This window comes from Micromonospora sp. NBC_01392 (assembly GCF_045040125.1).
Classification (GTDB): Bacteria; Actinomycetota; Actinomycetes; order Mycobacteriales; family Micromonosporaceae; genus Micromonospora.
Map to the genome: position 1 here is coordinate 1,064,441 of NZ_CP109549.1, position 18,604 is coordinate 1,083,044.

Consider the following 18,604-nt stretch of genomic DNA (forward strand, 5'->3'; position numbering starts at 1 on the left):
CGGTCAGTCCAGGGTGAAGTAGTCGGGGCCGGCGTAGACGCCGGTCGTCAGCTTGGTGCGCTGCATCAGCAGGTCGTTGAGCAGGCTGGACGCGCCGAACCGGAACCAGTCCGGGTCGAGCCAGTCGGCGCCGACCGTCTCGTTGACCATGACCAGGTACTTGATCGCGTCCTTGGTGTTCTTGATGCCGCCGGCCGGCTTCACGCCGACCTGACGCCCGGTGGCGGCGCGGAAGTCGCGGACCGCCTCCAGCATCACCAGCGTCACCGGCAGCGTGGCCGCGACCGGGACCTTGCCGGTGGAGGTCTTGATGAAGTCACCGCCGGCCAGCATGGCGAGCCAGGAGGCGCGCCGCACGTTGTCGTAGGTGGCCAGCTCGCCGGTCTCCAGGATCACCTTGAGGTGGGCGTCCCCGCAGGCATCCTTGGTGGCCACGATCTCGTCGTAGACCTCCTGGTAGCGGCCGGCCAGGAACGAGCCCCGGTTGATCACCATGTCGATCTCGTCGGCGCCGGCCTCGACGGCCGCCCGGACGTCGGCGAGCTTGATCTCCAGCGGGGCCTGCCCGGACGGGAACGAGGTCGCCACGCTGGCCAGGTGCACAGTGCCAACTCCGGCCGGCGCGGCGCCGTGCGCCTGTCCCGGTCCGCCGGATGGCCGCCCGGAGCCGGCGTCGCTGCCGCGCAGCACCTCGGCCACGTACGGGACCATCGCCGGGTAGACGCAGACCGCGCCGACGTGCGGGCAGGACGGGTCGGCCGGGTCGGGGCGTAGCGCCTTGGCCGCCAGCGCCCGCACCTTGCCCGGGGTGTCGGCCCCTTCGAGGGTGGTCAGGTCGACCATCCGGATGGCCAGGTCGATCGCCTCGGCCTTGGCCGTGGTCTTGATGGAGCGGGTGCCGAGCTGGGCCGCCCGCTGCTCCGCGCCGACCTGGTCCACGCCCGGCAGGCCGTGCAGGAAGGTCCGCAGAGCGGTCTCGGATCGTCCCAGCTCGGAGAGGTCCGACCGGGCCGACGTCGCTGTCGCCGTCATGCCCCGAATAGTACGCACCCGCGAGTCGAGTGATCTTGGTCACGGCCGAGTGGTTGCATCCGGCACACGTGAGCGGTGTCGCTGGTCGGGCTGCACCCGACGTGCCACCGGCCGGGGACCGGTAGGTTGAGCGATCGTGGACGTACACGTCATTGACCATCCGCTCGCCCAGACGCGGCTGACCGCCATGCGGGACGCCCGGACCGACTCCTCGTCGTTCCGGGCGGCGCTGCGCGAACTCACCACCATGCTGGTGTACGAGGCCGCACGCTCCTTCCCCGTCGAGAACTACTCGATCCAGACCCCGGTCACCGCCACCGAGGGCACCCGGCTGGCCAACCCGCCGCTGCTCGTGCCGGTGCTGCGGGCCGGGCTCGGCATGGCCGACGCCGCGCTCGCCCTGGTGCCCGAGTCGTCGATGGGCTTCGTGGGCCTGGCCCGCGACGAGGAGACGTACGAGCCGCGGGCGTACATGGAGTCGCTGCCCCGGGACCTCAGCGGCCTGCCGGTGCTGGTGCTCGACCCGATGCTGGCCACCGGCGGCTCGCTGGAGCACTGCTGCCGGCTGCTCGCCGACCGGGGCTGCACCGACATCACCGTGCTCTGCGTGCTGGCCGCCCCGGTCGGCATCGAGCGGCTGGAGCGGAGCGGCCTGCCGCTGCGCCTGGTCACCGCGTCGATCGACGAGGGCCTGAACGACAAGATGTTCATCGTCCCGGGCCTCGGCGACGCCGGCGACCGCCAGTTCGGCGGCATGCCCCGCTTCTGACGCCCCTGTCGCCGCTGATTCACGGAAAGAGGGCGCATTTCCCCTCGAAAAGGCCCGCTTTCCGTGAATCAGGCGACCCGGGGGACGCGACCCCGGCGAGTTGGTGCGCGGGGTGCGGGGAGGCGCTAGCGTTCCGGGCCATGACTGGTGTTGCGCTCGCCGAGGAGTTGCTCCTCCTCGCGTATGACGACGAATCCGGCAAGGCCGCCATGCCCCGGATCAGCCTGGACCTGGGCATGGCCGCGGCGGTGCTGGTCGAGCTGGCCCTGGCCGGCCGGATCGCGTACGCGGAGGGGAACCTCGCGGTGGTCCACCCGGCGCCGACCGGCGAGCCGATCGCGGACGCGGTGCTCGCCAAGATGGCCGCGGACACCCCGCACACGCCGTCGTCCTGGGTGCAGCGCCTGCGGCACGGGCTGCGTGACAAGATCCTCGGCGACCTCTGCGAACGCGGCGTGGTCCGCGACGTCGACGAGACCGAGCTGGGCTTCATCCACGTGCACCGCTACCCGGTGGCGGACGCCTCGGTCGAGGCGGACATCCGACGGCGGCTGGCCGACGCGCTGACCAGCGGGCAGCTCCCGGACGAGCGGACCGCCGCGCTCGCCACGCTGGTCGCGGTGCTGCGGATGGAACCGGCGCTCGGGCTCACCGGCGCCGACGCGGACGACGCCGGCAAGCGGCTGGAGGAGATCGCGGCCGGCGCCGGCTTCTCCGGCACGGTGAGCCTGGACGACAGCGTGGTACGCCCCTCGGTCAGCCTGGTGATCGTCGCGCTGGGCCAGGCGGTCGACGCCGCCCTCGGCAAGCGGCCCAGCGTGTAAGGCGGGGCCCCCTGTTAACGCATCCGGTATAGATGGGGCCCCTTCTCACCCTCAGGTGTTAAGAAGGGGCCCCTGCTTGCACCACGGTCAGAGGCCCAGCGCGGCGGCGATCTCGGTGCGCAGCTCGGTGACGGCCGCCCGGGCGCGGCTGCGGGCCGCCGGCACGTCGCCGTCGGTCACCGGCGCCACCACCTCCAGGTACGCCTTCAGCTTCGGCTCGGTGCCGGAGGGCCGGATGACCACCCGGGCGGCGTCGGTACGCAGGATCACCACGTCCGCCTCGGGGAGCAGGTCGGACGCCTCGGCGACCGGCTGCCCGAGCAGCGACGTCGGGGTGGCCGCCCGGATCCGCGCCATCGAGTCCGCGATCACCCGCAGGTCCTCCACCCGCACCGAGAGCTGGTCGGTGTGGTGCACCCCGAACTCGGCCGCCAGCTCGTCCAGCCGGTCGGTGAGCGTCCGACCCTGGGCCTTGAGGCCGGCGGCCAGCTCGGCGACGGTCAGCGCGGCGGTGATGCCGTCCTTGTCCCGCACGTGCCCCGGCGCGACGCAGTAGCCCAGCGCCTCCTCGTAGCCGTACACCAGCGGCTCCCGGCCGCCGCCGGCCCGGACGATCCACTTGAACCCGGTCAGCGTCTCGTCGTAGGGCAGCCCGCGCGCCTCGGCCATCGCCCGCAGCAGCGTCGACGAGACGATGGTGGTGGCGTACAGGCCGGTCACGCCGCGCCGCATCAGGTGGTCGGCGAGCAGCGCGCCCACCTCGTCGCCGCGCAGCATCCGCCAGGACCCGGCGTCGCGTACGGCCACCGCGCACCGGTCCGCGTCCGGGTCGTTGGCGATCGCCAGGTCCGCGCCGGTGCGGTCGGCGAGCGCGACCAGCAGGTCCACCGCGCCCGGCTCCTCCGGGTTGGGGAAGTTGACGGTCGGGAACGCCGGATCCGGTTCCGCCTGCTCGGGCACCACCCCGGGCACGCCGAAGCCGGCCCGCGCGAACGCGGCGGTCAGCACCGCCGCGCCCACCCCGTGCAGCGGCGTGTACGCCACCCTCAGGTCGCGTGGGCCGGCCGGGTCCACCACCGCGGCAGCCCGGTCCACGTACGCGGCGACCAGCTCGTCACCGAGCACCTGGCCGGCCGGGCCGAGCGGTACCTCGGCGAGCACCCCGACCGCCCGGATGGCGGCCTCGATGCCGGCGTCGGCCGGCGGCACGATCTGCGCCCCCGCGCCCAGCTCACCGCCGAGCTGCGCGCCCAGGTACACCTTGTAGCCGTTGTCCTGCGGCGGGTTGTGGCTGGCGGTGACCATCACGCCGGCGACGGCGCCGAGCTGCCGGACCGCGAACGCCAGCACCGGCGTGGGCAGCGGGCGGGGCAGCAGCAGCGCCGCCCGGCCCGCGCCGGTGGCCACCTGCGCGGTGCGCTCGGCGAACGCGCGGGAGCCGCGCCGGGCGTCGTACCCGATCACCAGCGGGCCCTCGCCGCCCTGGGCGGCAAGCCAGCCGACCAGCCCGGCGGCGGCCTGGGTGACCACGGCGAGGTTCATCCCGTTGGGCCCGGCGCGCAACGGACCGCGCAGGCCGGCGGTGCCGAACGTCAGCGGGCCGGCGAACCGGTCGGCCAGTTCGGCGGCCGTGCCGGGCAGCCCGTCGAGGACGGCGCGCAGCTCGTCCCGGTCGGCCGGGTCGGGGTCGTCGGCGAGCCAGCGCTCGGCTGAAACGCGAAGGTCGTCAAGGTCAGTGGTGTCCGCCGCCATGGCCTCTTGATAGCACGGCGACGGATCACCACCGGTCGTCGGCCTCGACTCAGTTGTCGGCCGTGAGCCGGAACGAACCGGCCATCGCGTCGAAGATCGGCTTACTCTCGGCGAACCGTGCGTCGGTGGAGGAGAGGTAGAACGAGTAGACCTTCCCGTCCTTGACCAGGCCCCGCCAGATGCCGTGCCGCATGGCGTCGCCCTCGCCGCAGGTGTATTCGACCTGGCCCGCACTCTGGCCGGCGAGCGGCTGCTCGGAGACCGACACCTCGGTGTAGGGGGCCGGGCAGTTCTTGCTCTTGGCGCTGTTCTTCTTCAGGTTGCGCGAGGCGAACTCGGCCCAGCTGATCGAGGTGCCGCCCCAGTCCTCCGCGATGACCCGCACCTTGCGACCCTCGTCGTTCGGGTCGACGTAGTCGACGAAGAGGCCACCGGTCTGCCGCTGCCAGCCCTTCGGCACCTGGATGGTGATGCCCTTGACGGTCTGCTCCTGCATCTCCGGCGCGGCGGCGGCCGAGTTCGACGGCAGCGTGCCCACGATCGGCGGCGGCGCGTCGTCACCGCCGCCGCTGGTCAGCGCGATCACGCTCACCAGCAGCACCACGGCCAGGCCGCCGGCGGCGGCGAGCTGGACCTTGCGGGGCCACGCCTTGACCTTGCCGAGCAGCCCCTTCGCCCCGCCGGGCGAGCCGGTGCCGGGCGCGGTGGCCGGCGTGGTCCACGGCTGGCCGGTGCCCGGCACCGACCACTGCGCGCCGCCGCCGTACACCGGCTGGGTGGCGTCGGCGTTGCCGCCGTAGGTGGCCGGTGTGGCGGTGGGGACGCGCTGGGTGGCGTCCGTACCCGCGCCCTGGTCGAACCGGACGGTGGCGGCCGGCGAGATGCGCTGGGTGGCCTCGGGCGCGTCCGGCCCGGACATCGCGCCGGTCGGCGTGTGCAGCGGGCCGGCGAGCGCGTCGGCGCTTGTCTCGTCGAGCGCCGCGGCGCCGGTCGCCGGCTTCGCGGCGGGGCGCTCCCCGCGCCGCAGCGCGGCGAGGCGGTCGGTGAGCGACTCGCTCGGGCCGATCATCGCCCGGCCGCCGATCTGCCCGCTGGGCTTCGGCTCCGGCGCGGCCGGCGGCGGCGTGGTCGGGCGCGGCACCGGCACCACCGCGTACGGGTCGGTGACCGAGTTGACCGCGGTGGCGGTGCTGGTCAGTGGGCCGGCGAGCAGCTCGCGCAGCATGGCCCGGGCCCGGTGCACGTCGAGGCGGCGGGCCGGGTCCTTCTCCAGCAGGCCCATCAGCACGCCGGTGAGCGGGCCGCTGCGCTGGGGTGTGGCGGGCGGGTCCTCGACCACGGCGTGCATGGTCTCGATCGGGTCGCCCTTGTCGAACGGGGGCCGGCCCTCGACCGCGGTGTAGAGCGTCACGCCGAGCGAGAACAGGTCGCTGGGCGGGCCGAACTCCTGGCCCATGGCCCGCTCGGGGGAGATGAAGTGCGGCGAGCCGAGCACCATGCCGGGCGTGGTGAGCTGCACGTCGGTGGGCATCCGGGCGACGCCGAAGTCGGTCAGCACGCAGCGCCCGTCGGAGCAGATCAGCACGTTCGCCGGCTTGACGTCGCGGTGCAGCACGCTGAGCGCGTGCGCCACCTCCAGCGCGCCGAGCAGCGCGATGCCGATCTTGGCGACCGCGCGTGGCGCGACCGGGCCGTCCTCGATCACCATGTCGGCCAGGCTGCGGGCGTCCAGCAGCTCCATCACGATCCACGGCCGGCCACCCTCGGTGACCACGTCGTAGACCTGCACCACGGCCGGGTGCTGGATCGCGGCGGCGGCGCGGGCCTCGCGCAGCGTCCGCTCGTAGAGCGCGTCGCGGTCGCTGGGGGCGAGCCCCGGCGGGAGGACGACCTCCTTGACCGCCACGTCGCGGCGCAGAAGTGTGTCTGTGGCCCGCCAGACCGTGCCCATGCCGCCGTTGCCCACCGGGGATCGCAGCGAGTAGCGACCACCGATGGTGGTGCCGGGCGCCGCGCGTCCAGTGGGGGGACTGGCCGGTCCGCCGCTCCACGTCGGAATCTGAGTCACAGAAAAGCCACCGGGGGATATCGAGGGGGCTGGGACACAACCCCTCTATCTTGCTGGTTCCGACGCCCGATGCGAAACCCGACGCGGCGGGCGTTTACCTACTCGACGGTATGTGGCCAGCTACTCACCTCCGGTGGGCCGCCGGTGCCGGTGTGCGGTATCCCTCACCCACCGGGCGGCGGCCGCGTCCTACCATCCGGTAATGAGTGATGCGCGGTCAAGCGAGTCGGGTTTCCCGATCAAGGGCGTCTACACGGCGGCCGACCTTCCGGCGGACCTGGACGCCCGACTCGGTGAGCCGGGCGAGTACCCGTACACCCGCGGGGTCTACCCGACGATGTACACGTCCCGGCCGTGGACCATGCGGCAGTACGCCGGCTTCGGCACCGCCACCGAGAGCAACGCGCGTTACCACCAGCTCCTGCGGGCCGGCACCATGGGCCTGTCGGTCGCGTTCGACCTGCCCACCCAGATGGGGTACGACTCGGACGACCCGATCGCACACGGCGAGGTGGGCAAGGTCGGCGTCGCCATCGACTCCATCGAGGACATGCGCACGCTCTTCGGCGGGATCCCGCTGGACAAGGTCTCCACCTCGATGACCATCAACGCCCCCGGCTCCGTGCTGCTGCTGCTCTACCAGCTCGTGGCGGAGGAGACCGGGGTGCCGGGCGGGGCGCTCAACGGCACCATCCAGAACGACATCCTCAAGGAGTACATCGCGCGGGGGACGTACATCTTCCCGCCGAAGCCCTCGCTGCGGCTGGTCGCCGACACCTTCGCCTACTGCCGGGCCGAGGTGCCGAAGTGGAACACCATTTCCATCTCCGGCTACCACATGGCCGAGGCCGGCGCGTCGCCCGCGCAGGAGATCGCGTTCACGCTGGCCAACGGCGTGGAGTACGTCCGGGCGGCGCTGGCGGCCGGGCTGGCCGTGGACGACTTCGCGCCCCGGCTGTCGTTCTTCTTCGTGGCCCGCACCACGTTGCTGGAGGAGGTCGCCAAGTTCCGGGCGGCCCGCCGCATCTGGGCCCGCCTGATGCGCGACGACTTCGGCGCGAAGAACCCGAAGTCGCTGATGCTGCGGTTCCACACCCAGACCGCCGGCGTGCAGCTCACCGCGCAGCAGCCGGAGGTCAACCTGGTCCGGGTCGCGGTGCAGGGCCTGGGCGCGGTGCTCGGCGGCACCCAGTCGCTGCACACGAACAGCTTCGACGAGGCGATCGCGCTGCCCACCGAGAAGGCGGCCCGGCTGGCGCTGCGGACCCAGCAGGTGCTGGCGTACGAGACGGATCTCACCGCCACCGTCGACCCGTTCGCCGGGTCGTACGTGATCGAGGCGATGACCGACGAGCTGGAGGCGGCGGCGGTCGAGCTGATGGACCGGGTGTTCGACCACGGCTCGGCGGTGGACGCCATCGAGGCCGGCTTCCAGAAGCGGGAGATCGAGCAGTCCGCGTACCGGATCGCCCAGGAGATCGACGCGGGCGAGCGGGTGGTGGTCGGGCTGAACCGGTTCCGGGTCGACGAGGAGGAGCCGTACGAGCCGCTGCGGGTGGACCCGTCGATCGAGGTGGCCCAGGCGGACCGGCTGGCCAGGCTGCGCGCCGAGCGGGACTCGGGAGCGGTCGAGCGGGCGCTGGCCGAGCTGCGCGCCGCGGCCGAGGGTGACGCCAACGTGCTCTATCCGATGAAGGAGGCGCTGCGGGCCCGGGCCACGGTGGGCGAGGTCTGCGGGACGCTGCGCGGCGTGTGGGGGGTCCACCGACCGAGTGACCGGTTCTGAGACGTCGGTGACGGCGGCCCCGTCGGCATCCCCTGGGTGCCCGGCGCGGGCCGCCTTTCGCATTCTGGCGGGTGTGCGATTTTGTCAGGCGGGTAACCCGTTCGGGTGAACGGGACGGACAGCATGTGCGGTCGGTGAGCGGACGGCCATGTCACCGTCGGGAGTCGCCCGGCAGCCGACGGTTGTCGGGCAATTGTCGGAGTGGCAGTTAATTGCCGCGACTAATGCGACAATTCGGAACGACGACTCGGCTTTTGGTAATCGATGAATCGGTTACGCGTTGTAGGAGGTGGGGGGCAGATGACCGCGTCCGACCACGATCTACCTGCTGTCCCGCAGATATTCGAGCGCTCCCACCAGGGCATTCGTGACGCTGCGCGGTCCGATCGCTACGCGAAAGATGTTGCGCAGCGTCACCGTCGGGGGTCTAGGCTGTCTGCTGTTCTGCCCGATGATCCATCCCTCTCAAGTGATCGAGAATTCGACGTGACGAGTGCGTTGACGCTGCCCTCGGGCGGCCCGCTGGCGTCGTCCCGGCCCGAGGCGCCGACCGGTTCCCAGCCCCTGCCCTTCGAGCTCGACCATCTGCTCGCGCTGCGGGCGCCCGGCCTCATCGCGACCCGCCGTCACATCCACTCCCACCCGGAACTGTCCGGCGAGGAGTTCGAGACGGCCGCCCTGGTGCACCGGGAACTCTCCCTCGCCGGGCTGAGCCCGCGACTGCTGCCGAAGGGCAACGGCGTCATCTGCGACATCGACGGCCGCCCCGACGGGCCGGTGGTCGCGCTCCGCGCCGACATCGACGCGCTGCCGCTCAGCGACCCGAAGGACGTGCCGTACCGCTCGACGGTGGACGGCGTCTGCCACGCCTGCGGCCACGACGTGCACACCGCCGTGCTGCTCGGCGTCGGCATGCTGCTCGCCCAACTCGCCGACCTCGGCGAGCTCGACGGCCGGGTGCGGCTCATCTTCCAGCCGGCCGAGGAGATCCTGCCCTGCGGCTCGCTGGAGGTGATCGAGGCCGGCGGCCTGGACGACGTGGTGCAGATCTTCGCGCTGCACTGCGACCCGAACCTGCCGGTCGGCAAGGTCGGCCTGCGGGTCGGCCCGATCACCGCCGCCGCCGACAACGTCACCGTCCGGCTCACCGGGCCGGGCGGGCACACCGCCCGGCCGCACCTGACCGTCGACCTGGTCGACGCGCTCGGCCGGCTGGTCACCGAGGTGCCGACGCTGATCAGTCGCCGGGTGCCGGCCAACAGCGGGCTGCTGCTGGTGTTCGGCCACGCCTCGGCCGGCACCCGCTACAACGTCATCCCCTCCGAGGCGTCCGCCGCCGGCACGCTGCGGGTGATGGACCGGGAGACCTGGGAGCAGGCCCCCAAGATCGTGGCCCAGGTGGTGCGGGACGTGCTCGCCCCCACCGGCGCCACCGTCGACCTGGAATACCTGCGCGGTCGCCCGCCGGTGACCAACGACGCCGGGGCCATCGGCGTGCTCACCGCCGCCACCGCGTCGGCGCTCGGGCCGGAGGGCATCGCCGAGACGCCGCAGAGCATGGGCGGCGAGGACTTCTCCTGGTACCTGGAGCACGTGCCCGGCGCGCTCGCCCGCCTCGGCGTCGGCCGGAACGGTCCCAACATGGACCTGCACCGGGCCTCCTTCGACGTGGACGAGCGCGCCATCGAGGCGGGCGTACGCCTCATGGTCCAGACCGCGCTGCGGGCACTGGCGGCGGCGCGCTGACCGGACCGCCACCCGGCCCGACCGGCGGCGGTCCCATCGGGTACGGGCCGGGCGGCGGCGTCCGCCGGGCCCGCGCCCGCCGCCGCCAGCGCAGCAGCAACCACAGCGGTACGCCGATCACCACCGCGAACGGCAGCACGGCGCCGAGCACGGTGAGCAGCACGCGTACCGAGGTGAGGAACACCGCCCAACCGCCGCCCAGCCCGGAGAGGAAGCCGAGGTCGGCACCCTCCTCGGCGGTGCTGGCGTCGCGACCCAGGAACGTGACGGTGATGGTGGAGAGCGCGGTCAGGTCGGCCAGCCGGCGCTTGCGTGCCTCCAGCGCGGCCAGGTCGGCCTGCCGGGTGCCCACCTCGTTCTCCAGCGTGACGAGCTGATCCACGGAACTCGCCTGGGCGAGCAGCTTGCGGGCGCTCTCCACCCGGGCCCGCTGGGTGGCGATCCGGGCGTCCAGGTCGACCACCTGCTCGGTGACGTCCTCGGTGCGGATCTCCCGGCGCTCCTGCCGGCCGTAGCCGGCGAGCTGGTCGATCACGCCGGCGAACTTGTCGGCCGGCACCCGCAGGGTCAGCACCGCCCGGGCGTCCGCCGACGAACTGGACCGCCGGTCCCCGCCGACGAAGCCGCCGGCCGCGGTGACCGCGGTGGTCGCCTCCCGCGCCGCGGCGTCCACGTCGTCCACCCGCACCTGCATCGTGCCGGTGTAGATGATGGACCGTTGGTCCACCCGCAGGTCGGCCCCGCCGGTCCCGCCCGGCGCCGCCTGGTCCCGGTCCTGCGCGGCGCCACCCTCGGCAGCCGGTGCTGCCGCGTCGCGGCCACCGCTGCTCCCATCGCTGTCCCCGCCGGCGCTGCACGCGCCCACGGCCAGCATCGCGACCAGGCCCACCGCCACCAGGGACCCGCCCCGGAGTCGTCGTCCACCCATTCCCCGCTCCGATCGTCGTCGGCCCCGCCAGCCGGGGCCGATACCTCGGACGCGACGCGTGGTCGCGCCGGTTCCGGCAGACTGCGCTGAGGACGTCACGATTCGATATTGGAGGAGTCACGATGCGGCTCACCAAGTACGCCCACTCCTGTCTCCGGCTGGAGCACGACGGGGGAGTGCTGGTCGTCGACCCCGGTGTCTTCAGCGACGCGGCCGGGGCGCTGGACGGGGCGGACGCGGTGCTTGTCACCCACGAGCACCCGGACCATGTGGACGTCGCCGCGCTGACCCGGGCGCTGGAGCGGCGGGCGGTGCCGGTGCACGGCCCCGCCTCGCTCGCCGGCGTGCTCGGCGACGCCGCCGAGGCGCTCGTCGTGGTCACGCCCGGTGAGTCGTTCACCGCCGCCGGCGTGCCGGTGCGCGCGTACGGGGGGCAGCACGCGGTCATCCACCCGGACATCCCGGTGATCCCGAACCTGGGCTACCTCTTCGCCGACACGGTCTACCACCCGGGCGACGCGTTGGTCGCCCCCGACGACGTCCGGGTGGACACGCTGTTCGCCCCGATCCACGCGCCCTGGTCGAAGTTCTCCGAGGTGCTCGACTTCATCCGCGCGGTCGCCCCACGCCGCGCGTACGCGCTGCACGACGGGCTGCTCAACGCCAACGGCCTCGGCGTGCTGGACCGGCAGTACACCGCGATGTCCGGCACCGACTACCGCCGTCTGGAGCCGGGCACCTGGATCGATGCCTGACGTTCCCGCCGACCTGGTCCGGCGGCTCTACGCCACGCCGCCGGAGAAGTTCGTCGCGGCCCGGGATGCCGCCGTCGCGCAGGCGCGGGAGGCCGGCGATCCGCGTACCGCCCGGGAGATCGGCCGGCTGCGACGGCCCACGGTCGCGGCCTGGCTGGTCAACCTGCTGGCGATCCGGCGACCCGAGTTGGTCGCCGACCTCGCCCAGCTCGCCGACTCGCTCCGCGCCGCCCAACGCGACCTGCGCGGCGGCAAGCTGCGGGAACTCTCCGCCCAGCGGCGCGCCGTGGTGGGCGCGCTGGTCGCCGAGGTACGCAAGCTGGCCGCCGCCGAACCCGCCGCGCCGCCGGCCGGGAAGCTGCCGCTGGGCGAGGTGGAGGCGACGCTCAACGCCGCGCTCTCCGACACCGAGGTGGCCGAGCAGGTGCGCGCCGGCCGGCTGCTGCGGGCCAGCCACTACGCCGGGTTCGGCGAGGTGCCCCGCCCGCAGTTGCGGCTGGTGACCGGCGGCGAGGACACGGCCGGCGTACCGGAGCGGGCGGGTGAGTCCGGCGGCCCGGACCGGACGGGTAGGTCCGGCGGGCCGGAGCGGGCGGGTGGGTCCGGCGGGCCGGACGGGGCGACCGCGCGGGCCGAGGCGCGGCGGGCCCGCGACCAGCGGGCGGCGCGGGCCGAACGGGCCGCCCGGCGGCGGGCGGCGACCCGCGAGCTGGCGAAGGCCCACACGGACCTGGAACGGGCCGAACAGGACCTGGCCGGGGCGGGCGCGGCCGAACGGGACGGCGTGGCGGCGCTGGACCGGATCGAGACCGAGCTGGCCGAGCTGGAACGCCGCCGGGCGGTGGCCGAACAGGAGCTGAGCCGGGCCCGGCTGGCCCGTCGGGGCGCGGAACGGACGGTCACCGCCGCCCGTCGGCGGGCCGGCGAGGTGGAGGCCGTGTTGGAGGCGCTCGACGCCGAAGAGGGGGATGCCGAAGACGGTGACGACCGGGCAGACTGAGCGTGATGAACGACCACGGTGGACGGACGGCGGGCCGGCCATGACTCCCGAGCAGGTCGTCGCCGCCAGCAAGCCACTGGTGCTGGAACTCGGGGAGGCGTTCTCCCGCTGCCCGTCCACGCTGCGCCGGGCCCGGCTGCTCGGCATCTCCGGGTGGGCCTTCTACATCACCGGGCGGGCCGGCGCGCTCGGCGACGTCCGGGCCGAGACGGTGGCCGCGACGCTCGGGTTCATCGCCCCGGAAGCGGTCGCGGACGGCTGGGACGCCTCGGCGCGGACGGTGCCGCCGCTGGAGGTGGCCGCCGCCAACCTGGCCGAGTGCTGCCGGTGGGGCGCGGCCCGGCTGGGCGACGCACCCGGGGTGTCCCGGCTCGCCGGGCTGCTCGGCCGGGCCGTCGACGCGGCGGACGGCAGCGCCATGCCGCTCTTCGCCGCCTGGCGGGCCATGCCGATGCCGGTGCCCGACCCGTCCGCCGGGGCCCGCGCGGCCGTCGGCCTGCTGCTGCTGCGTGAGCACTTCGCCGGGGCGTACCTGCTGGCGGTGCGGGCCGCCGGGCTGACCCCGCTGGAGGCGGTGCTGGCCGGCCCGGAAGGGGAGGCGGGCGCCGCCGCGTGCGGATGGGCGCCGCCGTACCCGCCGATCGGGCCGCTGGTACGCCGTCGGATCTGGGCCGAGGCGGTCACCGACCGCCTGGTGTCCCCGGCGTTCCACGTCCTCGGTCCGGCCGCCGGCACGGAGCTGGTCGAGCTGCTCACCGCCGCGCGGCGGCACGCCCGGCGCGGATAATTGGGAGGCGGAACGGTCGGGCCGGCTGCCAGGATCGGCCGCGTGACGCTCCCCGCCGGCTGGACGGCCCGCCGCCCCACCCTCGACGACGTCCCCGCGATCCTGGCAGTGGTGCACGCCGCCGACACGTTCGCGGTGGGTCACCCGGACTTCGACGCCGACGACGTGCGGGACGCGCTGACCGCGCCCTTCGTCGACCCGGCCCGGGACTCCTGGCTGGTCACCGACCCCGACGGGACGGCGGTGGCCTGGTCGATCCTGAGCAACCCGACCGGCGTGGGCCGGGAGTGGGTGGACGTGCTCGTCGACCCGGCCCGGGGCGTCGAGCTGCGTGCCCCGCTGCTGGCCCGGCTGCTCGACCGGGTCGCCGAACGGGCCGCCGAGCGCGGCGTGCCCGCGCTGACCGCGCGCACCGGCGCGTACGCGCCGGAGACCCGCTGGGCGGGCGAGCTGGTGGCGGCCGGGTTCACCCGGATCAAGCGGTACGTCCGGATGAGCCGCCCGCTGGCCGACCTGCCGGCCGAGCCGGCCCCGCCGGCCGGGGTGACGGTCCGGCCGCTGCGCCCCGACGACGAGGCCGACCTGCGGCTGTTCCACCGGCTCCACGACACCGCGTTCCGCGACACGCTCGACTACGAGCCGCTCGACTTCGCGCGTTGGCGGGAGCTGATCCCGGCGTACGGCAGGGTCTGGGACGAGTGGTTCCTGGCCGAGGTCGACGGCGAGCCGGCCGGTGCGTTGCAGTCCTCCGACCAGGCGGTGGAGCACGGCTCGGGCTGGGTCCGGACGCTGTCCGTGCTGCCCACCCACCGGCGGCGTGGGGTGGGCGCGGCGCTGCTGCGCCGGGCGTTCGCGGTCTACGCCGCCAAGGGGCGCGTCCGGGCCGGGCTGGGCGTGGACCTGACCAACCCGACCGCGCCGGTCACGCTCTACCGCTCGGTCGGGCTGGTCGAGGAGCGCTGGACCGACATGTACGAGCGGACCGTGCCCGCCCCGGGGGTGTGACCCGGAACCCCCGGGCCGGGGGTCCCGAGCGGGCGGCCGGTCGTCCGGCGCACACTGTCGGGGTGGGAGACGCGCTACGCGGACGCCGTGCCGGTGGGGCGGGACCGCAGCTCGGTGACGTAGTCGTCCGGCGCGCCCGCCTTCTCCGCCGCGTTCGCGATCTCCGACAGGTACCACGACGTCGGCAGGCCGCCCTCGTAGCCGTCGAAGACGTAGACCCACGCGGTCACGTCCCCGTCCAGCGTCGAGATGCGGACGGTCAGCTTGCGGTAGGTCCCGGCGGTCACGCCCTCGATCTCGTCGAGCTGGGCGGCGTCGTACGGGTGGATGTCGTAGAGCGCCACGAAGACCCGGTCACCCGGGGACTCGACCACGGTGCTGACCGAGCCCTCCCAGCCGATGACGTCCTCGCCCGCGAAGGTGAGTCGCCACCCCTCCAGCCAGCCGGTGCCCACCATCGGCGAATGCGGACAGTAGGCGCGCATGCGAGCGGGGTCCAGGTTTGAGCCGTAAGCGGCGTAGAGACGCACGGCGACGACGATAGCCCGGTCGGCGGGTGGGGGAGAATACGACGGTGCGTGTCGGGCACGACGGGGAAAAGAAAGTCACTGTGAGCACGGACGAGAGGATGGCTCAGTGAGCCAGATTGTGATCATCGGCGGTGGACCGGCCGGGTACGAGGCGGCGCTGGTCGCCGCCCAGCTGGACGCCGATGTCACCGTGGTCGAGGCGGAGGGCGCCGGCGGCGCCTGCGTGCTCTCCGACTGCGTGCCCTCCAAGACCTTCATCGCCAGCTCGGAAGTGGTCACCGGCTACCGGGACACCGAGGAGTTCGGGGTGCACTCCGACGGCCTGGAGGCGGTCACGGTCGACGCCCCGGCGGTGCACGAGCGGGTCAAGCGGCTCGCCCTCGCCCAGTCCGCCGACATCCACGCCAAGCTGGTCAAGGCCGGGGTGGAGTTCGTCGCCGGGACCGCACGGCTCGGCGAGGACAAGCTCGGCCACACCCACCAGGTGGTCGTCACCCCCGCCGACGGCGCGGCCCCGTACCCGATCGACGCCGCCACCGTGCTGGTCGCCACCGGCGCGACTCCGCGCCAGCTCCCCACCGCGCTCCCCGACGGGGAGCGCATCCTGACCTGGCGTCAGGTGTACGACCTGCCCGAGCTGCCCGAGCACCTGATCGTGGTGGGCTCCGGTGTCACCGGCGCCGAGTTCGCCAGCGCCTACCTGGCGATGGGCGTCCGGGTCACGCTGGTCTCCAGCCGGGACCGGGTGATGCCGCACGAGGACGCCGACGCCGCGATGGCGATCGAGCGGGTGTTCCGCAACCGGGGCATGAGCATCCTCAACAACTCCCGGGCCGAGGCGGTCCGCCGGGTCGGCGACGGCGTGGAGGTGATGCTCTCCGATGGCCGGCAGGTCACCGGCTCGCACGCGCTGATCGCGGTCGGCTCGATCCCGAACACCGCCGACCTGGGCCTGGCCGAGTACGGCGTCGAGCTGGCCCGGGGCGGCTACGTCACGGTCGACCGGGTCTCCCGCACCAACGTGCCGGGCGTCTACGCGGCCGGCGACTGCACCGGCGTGCTGCCGCTGGCGAGCGTCGCGGCCATGCAGGGCCGCATCGCGATGTGGCACGCGCTGGGCGAGGCGGTGCGACCGCTGCGCCTGCGTACCGTCGCGGCGAACGTCTTCACCGACCCGGAACTGGCCACCGTCGGCGTGTCGCAGGACGAGGTGGACGCCGGCCGGACCCCCGCCCGCCAGGTGATGCTGCCGCTGTCCGGCAACGCCCGGGCGAAGATGGACGACCTGGCCGACGGCTTCGTCAAGCTGTTCTGCCGGCCGGCCAGCGGCCAGGTGATCGGCGGCGTGGTGGTGGCGCCGAAGGCCAGCGAGCTGATCCTGCCGATCACCATGGCGGTGGAGAACAACCTCACCGTCAACGAGCTGGCCCAGACCATCACGATCTATCCGAGCCTGTCCGGCTCGATCACCGAGGCCGCCCGCCAGCTCATGCTGCACGAGCTGGAGTGACGCCTCAGAGGTGAAGTTCGCCGGTCGCGGCCAGGGCGCAGCGACCGGTGAGCCTGGTCCCCTCCGGCGCGACGTCGATGGTCAGGACCGACGGGCGGCCCATCGCGCTGCCCTGAAGGAACCGCACCCGGTCGCCGACGAGCCCACGCCGGTGCAGGTGGGCGGCGAGCGGACCGGCCGCGGTGCCGGTGGCTGGATCCTCGTCGATCCCGACGGTCGGGTTGAAGAACCGGCAGTAGGCGTCGTGCCCGGCACCTGCGTCGCTGGACCGGCTGTATACGTAGCAGCCCTCGGCCCCGAGGTCCGCCAGGACCCGGGCCAGGGCCGGCCCGTGAGGGTCGACCGCGTCGACGTCCCGGGGAGCGGCCAGGGCGACGAGCAGATGGGTGCTGCCGACGGACCCGGTGACCGGGGAAAGCGTCGGGTCCAGGCGTAGCGGGTCGCTCCCGGCGAGCGCCTCGCCGAGCGTCTGCGCCGTCACCGGTGCCTCGGCCAGGTCGACCGGCCCCTGGTCGAGACCGATGGTGAGCACCCCGTCGTCGGTGTCGATGTGCACCGGCAGCGCCCGGCCGCCGAGCTGCTGGACGGCTCCCGGTGCACGCGCGGCACCGATCGTGACGAGCCACCACCAGGCGCCGAGCGCGTTGTGGCCGGCCCCGCCCACCTCGTCGCCGCCGGGCGTGAAGGACCGCAGCGAGTGGTCGGCCCCCGGCAGGGTGGGGCGGGAGACGAACGTGGTCTCGGAAAGGTTGAACTCGACGGCGATGGCGGCCATCTGCGCGTCGGTGAGATCGTCGGCGTCGGTGACGACCGCGAGCGGGTTGCCGGCGAGCGGACGGTCGGCGAAGACGTCGACCACGGCGTACGGGTGGGTGTCCCGGTTGCGGCTCGCGTCCGGCGTCATCGATCGAGGAGTGTCCACGCGGTCACGCTAGCCATTTGCGTCAGGCCACGTCGAGCCGGAAAGGCCCGCCGCTTCCGCCAACTGGGCCTGTGTCATGCCCCACCGCATACGGATCTCCGCCAACTGTGCGCCGCTGACCGAGGCCAGCATCTGCTCCCTGAGTCGGCTGCGGCGTGCCACCCGGTCGGCGTCGTCCCAGGAGGGGTCGACCTCCCGAGCCTTCGCCTTGACGTCGCGCCAGTTCGCCCAATCGGTCATGTCCGGTCTTCCTTCGAGCTGATCAAGTGTTCCCGAGGGCCGGGACCTAGTCGATCGAAGCCTCGGTCCGGGACGGCGGCGGGTCCGGCTCCTCGCCGGCCCAATCGGGCCGTGCCCCGTCGACCGCGGCCAGCATCTGCTTCCTGAGCTGCCGGCGCCGGGCCACCCGCTCGGGGTCGTTCCAGGTGGGATCGAGTCGCCGGGCCTGCGTCCCGACGTCGCGCCAGTTCGTCCCGTCATTCATGATCGGTTCTCCTCCGCTGTGGTCACGTGCTCGTGGTGTCGCTCCGGCCGGCTGGGGCTGCCGGGTGCTGAACCAGGTCATCACCCAGCCGGCCGCCGCGAACCCGAGCGCGGCCAGGCCGCCGATCAGCAGCAGCCGCCAGCCCGACTGGGTGAGCGCCCGACCGCCCAGGTGACCGACGAGCGTGCCGTAGCCGGCCCAGCCGACGGCCGCCACCGCCTCGTAGCCCAGGAAGAGGCGGTACGGGTAGCGGCTGCGGCCGGCCGAGAAACAGGCCGCCATCCGGCCGCCGGGCACGAACCGGCAGAGCAGGATCACCAGCGGCCCGGGCTCGCGCAGCCGGCGGGTGGCCCGGGTGACGGCCCGGCGGGCCCGCCCCGGCGTCGCGTCCCGGGTCGCCCGTCGGGCCGGCGTGGTGCGGCCGAGCAGGTAGCAGGCCAGGTCGCCGACGAAGACGCCGGCCGCGCCGACCGCGATGGTGAGCGGCAGGCTGAGCCCGCCGTACACGGTCAGCGCGCCGGTGGTGATCATGACGATCTGGGTCGGTACCACCGGGACGAAGGCGTCGGCGACCAGCAGCGTCAACAGCAGCGCGTACGCCCACATGGGCGACGCGACGCCGGCGATGAGGTCAGCCATGACCGCCGCCGGGGATCGGGCGGGGCGGCGGATCCGAGCGCACCGGCGTACCGTTGACGGGACGCGG

At 73.8% G+C, this 18,604-nt stretch carries 17 protein-coding genes; 9 read left to right on the top strand and 8 right to left on the bottom strand.

All coding sequences use genetic code 11. The annotated features are described in order from the left end of the window. Positions 1-3: 3 nt before the first annotated feature. Positions 4-1,032 (bottom strand): deoxyribose-phosphate aldolase, encoded by a 1,029-nt coding sequence (gene deoC / locus OG767_RS05125; protein WP_405092370.1) that lies wholly within the window; start codon positions 1,030-1,032, stop codon positions 4-6. 136 nt (positions 1,033-1,168) lie between these two features. Here deoC and upp point away from each other — a divergent pair, with 136 nt between their 5' ends. Then, positions 1,169-1,801, top strand: a complete 633-nt coding sequence (gene upp, locus OG767_RS05130; protein ID WP_405092371.1) for a uracil phosphoribosyltransferase — start codon at positions 1,169-1,171, stop codon at positions 1,799-1,801. 140 nt (positions 1,802-1,941) lie between these two features. Beyond that, positions 1,942-2,625: a GPP34 family phosphoprotein gene (locus tag OG767_RS05135; RefSeq protein WP_405092372.1), complete on the top strand. Its 684-nt coding sequence runs from the start codon at positions 1,942-1,944 to the stop codon at positions 2,623-2,625. Between the two features lie 87 nt (positions 2,626-2,712). Here OG767_RS05135 and OG767_RS05140 read toward each other — a convergent pair whose 3' ends face one another. Both OG767_RS05140 and OG767_RS05145 read right to left on the bottom strand, forming a co-directional pair. Then, complete coding sequence (locus OG767_RS05140) at positions 2,713-4,377, bottom strand: phospho-sugar mutase (RefSeq protein WP_405092373.1); 1,665 nt, start codon at positions 4,375-4,377, stop codon at positions 2,713-2,715. A 49-nt stretch (positions 4,378-4,426) separates the two neighbouring features. Next, positions 4,427-6,445 carry a serine/threonine-protein kinase gene (locus OG767_RS05145; RefSeq protein ID WP_405092374.1) on the bottom strand — a complete coding sequence of 673 codons (2,019 nt, stop codon included), beginning with the start codon at positions 6,443-6,445 and terminating at the stop codon, positions 4,427-4,429. Between the two features lie 202 nt (positions 6,446-6,647). Between OG767_RS05145 and OG767_RS05150 the strand changes: the two genes are divergently transcribed. Together OG767_RS05150 and OG767_RS05155 are read left to right on the top strand one after the other, a co-directional pair. Then, on the top strand, positions 6,648-8,231 hold the full coding sequence (locus OG767_RS05150) for a methylmalonyl-CoA mutase (protein ID WP_405092375.1): 1,584 nt from the start codon (positions 6,648-6,650) through the stop codon (positions 8,229-8,231). Positions 8,232-8,717: 486 nt separating this feature from the next. Continuing rightward, complete coding sequence (locus tag OG767_RS05155) at positions 8,718-9,977, top strand: amidohydrolase (protein ID WP_405092376.1); 1,260 nt, start codon at positions 8,718-8,720, stop codon at positions 9,975-9,977. Here the strand turns inward: OG767_RS05155 and OG767_RS05160 are convergent. Further along, positions 9,934-10,905, bottom strand: coding sequence for a DUF4349 domain-containing protein (locus OG767_RS05160; RefSeq protein WP_405092377.1), 972 nt, complete (start codon positions 10,903-10,905; stop codon positions 9,934-9,936). The two genes, OG767_RS05155 and OG767_RS05160, sit on opposite strands and share 44 nt — an antisense overlap. 122 nt (positions 10,906-11,027) lie before the next feature. Between OG767_RS05160 and OG767_RS05165 the strand changes: the two genes are divergently transcribed. From OG767_RS05165 to OG767_RS05180, 4 genes are read left to right on the top strand one after another with little or no spacing between them, the layout of a single operon-like run. Continuing rightward, positions 11,028-11,660, top strand: coding sequence for an MBL fold metallo-hydrolase (locus tag OG767_RS05165; RefSeq protein ID WP_405092378.1), 633 nt, complete (start codon positions 11,028-11,030; stop codon positions 11,658-11,660). After that, the gene (locus tag OG767_RS05170; protein WP_405092379.1) at positions 11,653-12,660 is read left to right on the top strand and encodes a hypothetical protein; all 1,008 of its coding nucleotides are present in this window, start codon (positions 11,653-11,655) and stop codon (positions 12,658-12,660) included. Before OG767_RS05165 ends, OG767_RS05170 begins: the two co-directional genes overlap by 8 nt. 40 nt (positions 12,661-12,700) lie before the next feature. Next, on the top strand, positions 12,701-13,447 hold the full coding sequence (locus OG767_RS05175; protein WP_281942911.1) for an SCO6745 family protein: 747 nt from the start codon (positions 12,701-12,703) through the stop codon (positions 13,445-13,447). A gap of 42 nt (positions 13,448-13,489) precedes the next feature. Then, on the top strand, positions 13,490-14,452 hold the full coding sequence (locus tag OG767_RS05180; RefSeq protein WP_405092380.1) for a GNAT family N-acetyltransferase: 963 nt from the start codon (positions 13,490-13,492) through the stop codon (positions 14,450-14,452). 74 nt (positions 14,453-14,526) lie between these two features. Here OG767_RS05180 and OG767_RS05185 read toward each other — a convergent pair whose 3' ends face one another. Further along, positions 14,527-14,982 carry a gamma-glutamylcyclotransferase gene (locus tag OG767_RS05185; RefSeq protein WP_281942908.1) on the bottom strand — a complete coding sequence of 152 codons (456 nt, stop codon included), beginning with the start codon at positions 14,980-14,982 and terminating at the stop codon, positions 14,527-14,529. A gap of 106 nt (positions 14,983-15,088) precedes the next feature. On the opposite strand from OG767_RS05185, the gene OG767_RS05190 reads away from it, so the two are divergent. Continuing rightward, positions 15,089-16,492, top strand: coding sequence for an NAD(P)H-quinone dehydrogenase (locus OG767_RS05190; RefSeq protein WP_405092381.1), 1,404 nt, complete (start codon positions 15,089-15,091; stop codon positions 16,490-16,492). 4 nt (positions 16,493-16,496) lie between these two features. Here OG767_RS05190 and OG767_RS05195 read toward each other — a convergent pair whose 3' ends face one another. The 3 genes from OG767_RS05195 to OG767_RS05205 are packed head-to-tail and all read right to left on the bottom strand — an operon-like array spanning position 16,497 to position 18,537. Then, positions 16,497-17,414 carry a PhzF family phenazine biosynthesis protein gene (locus OG767_RS05195; protein WP_405092382.1) on the bottom strand — a complete coding sequence of 306 codons (918 nt, stop codon included), beginning with the start codon at positions 17,412-17,414 and terminating at the stop codon, positions 16,497-16,499. 9 nt (positions 17,415-17,423) lie between these two features. Then, complete coding sequence (locus OG767_RS05200) at positions 17,424-17,654, bottom strand: hypothetical protein (RefSeq protein WP_405092383.1); 231 nt, start codon at positions 17,652-17,654, stop codon at positions 17,424-17,426. A 46-nt stretch (positions 17,655-17,700) separates the two neighbouring features. Beyond that, the gene (locus tag OG767_RS05205; protein ID WP_405092384.1) at positions 17,701-18,537 is read right to left on the bottom strand and encodes a DedA family protein; all 837 of its coding nucleotides are present in this window, start codon (positions 18,535-18,537) and stop codon (positions 17,701-17,703) included. Positions 18,538-18,604 lie beyond the last annotated feature (67 nt).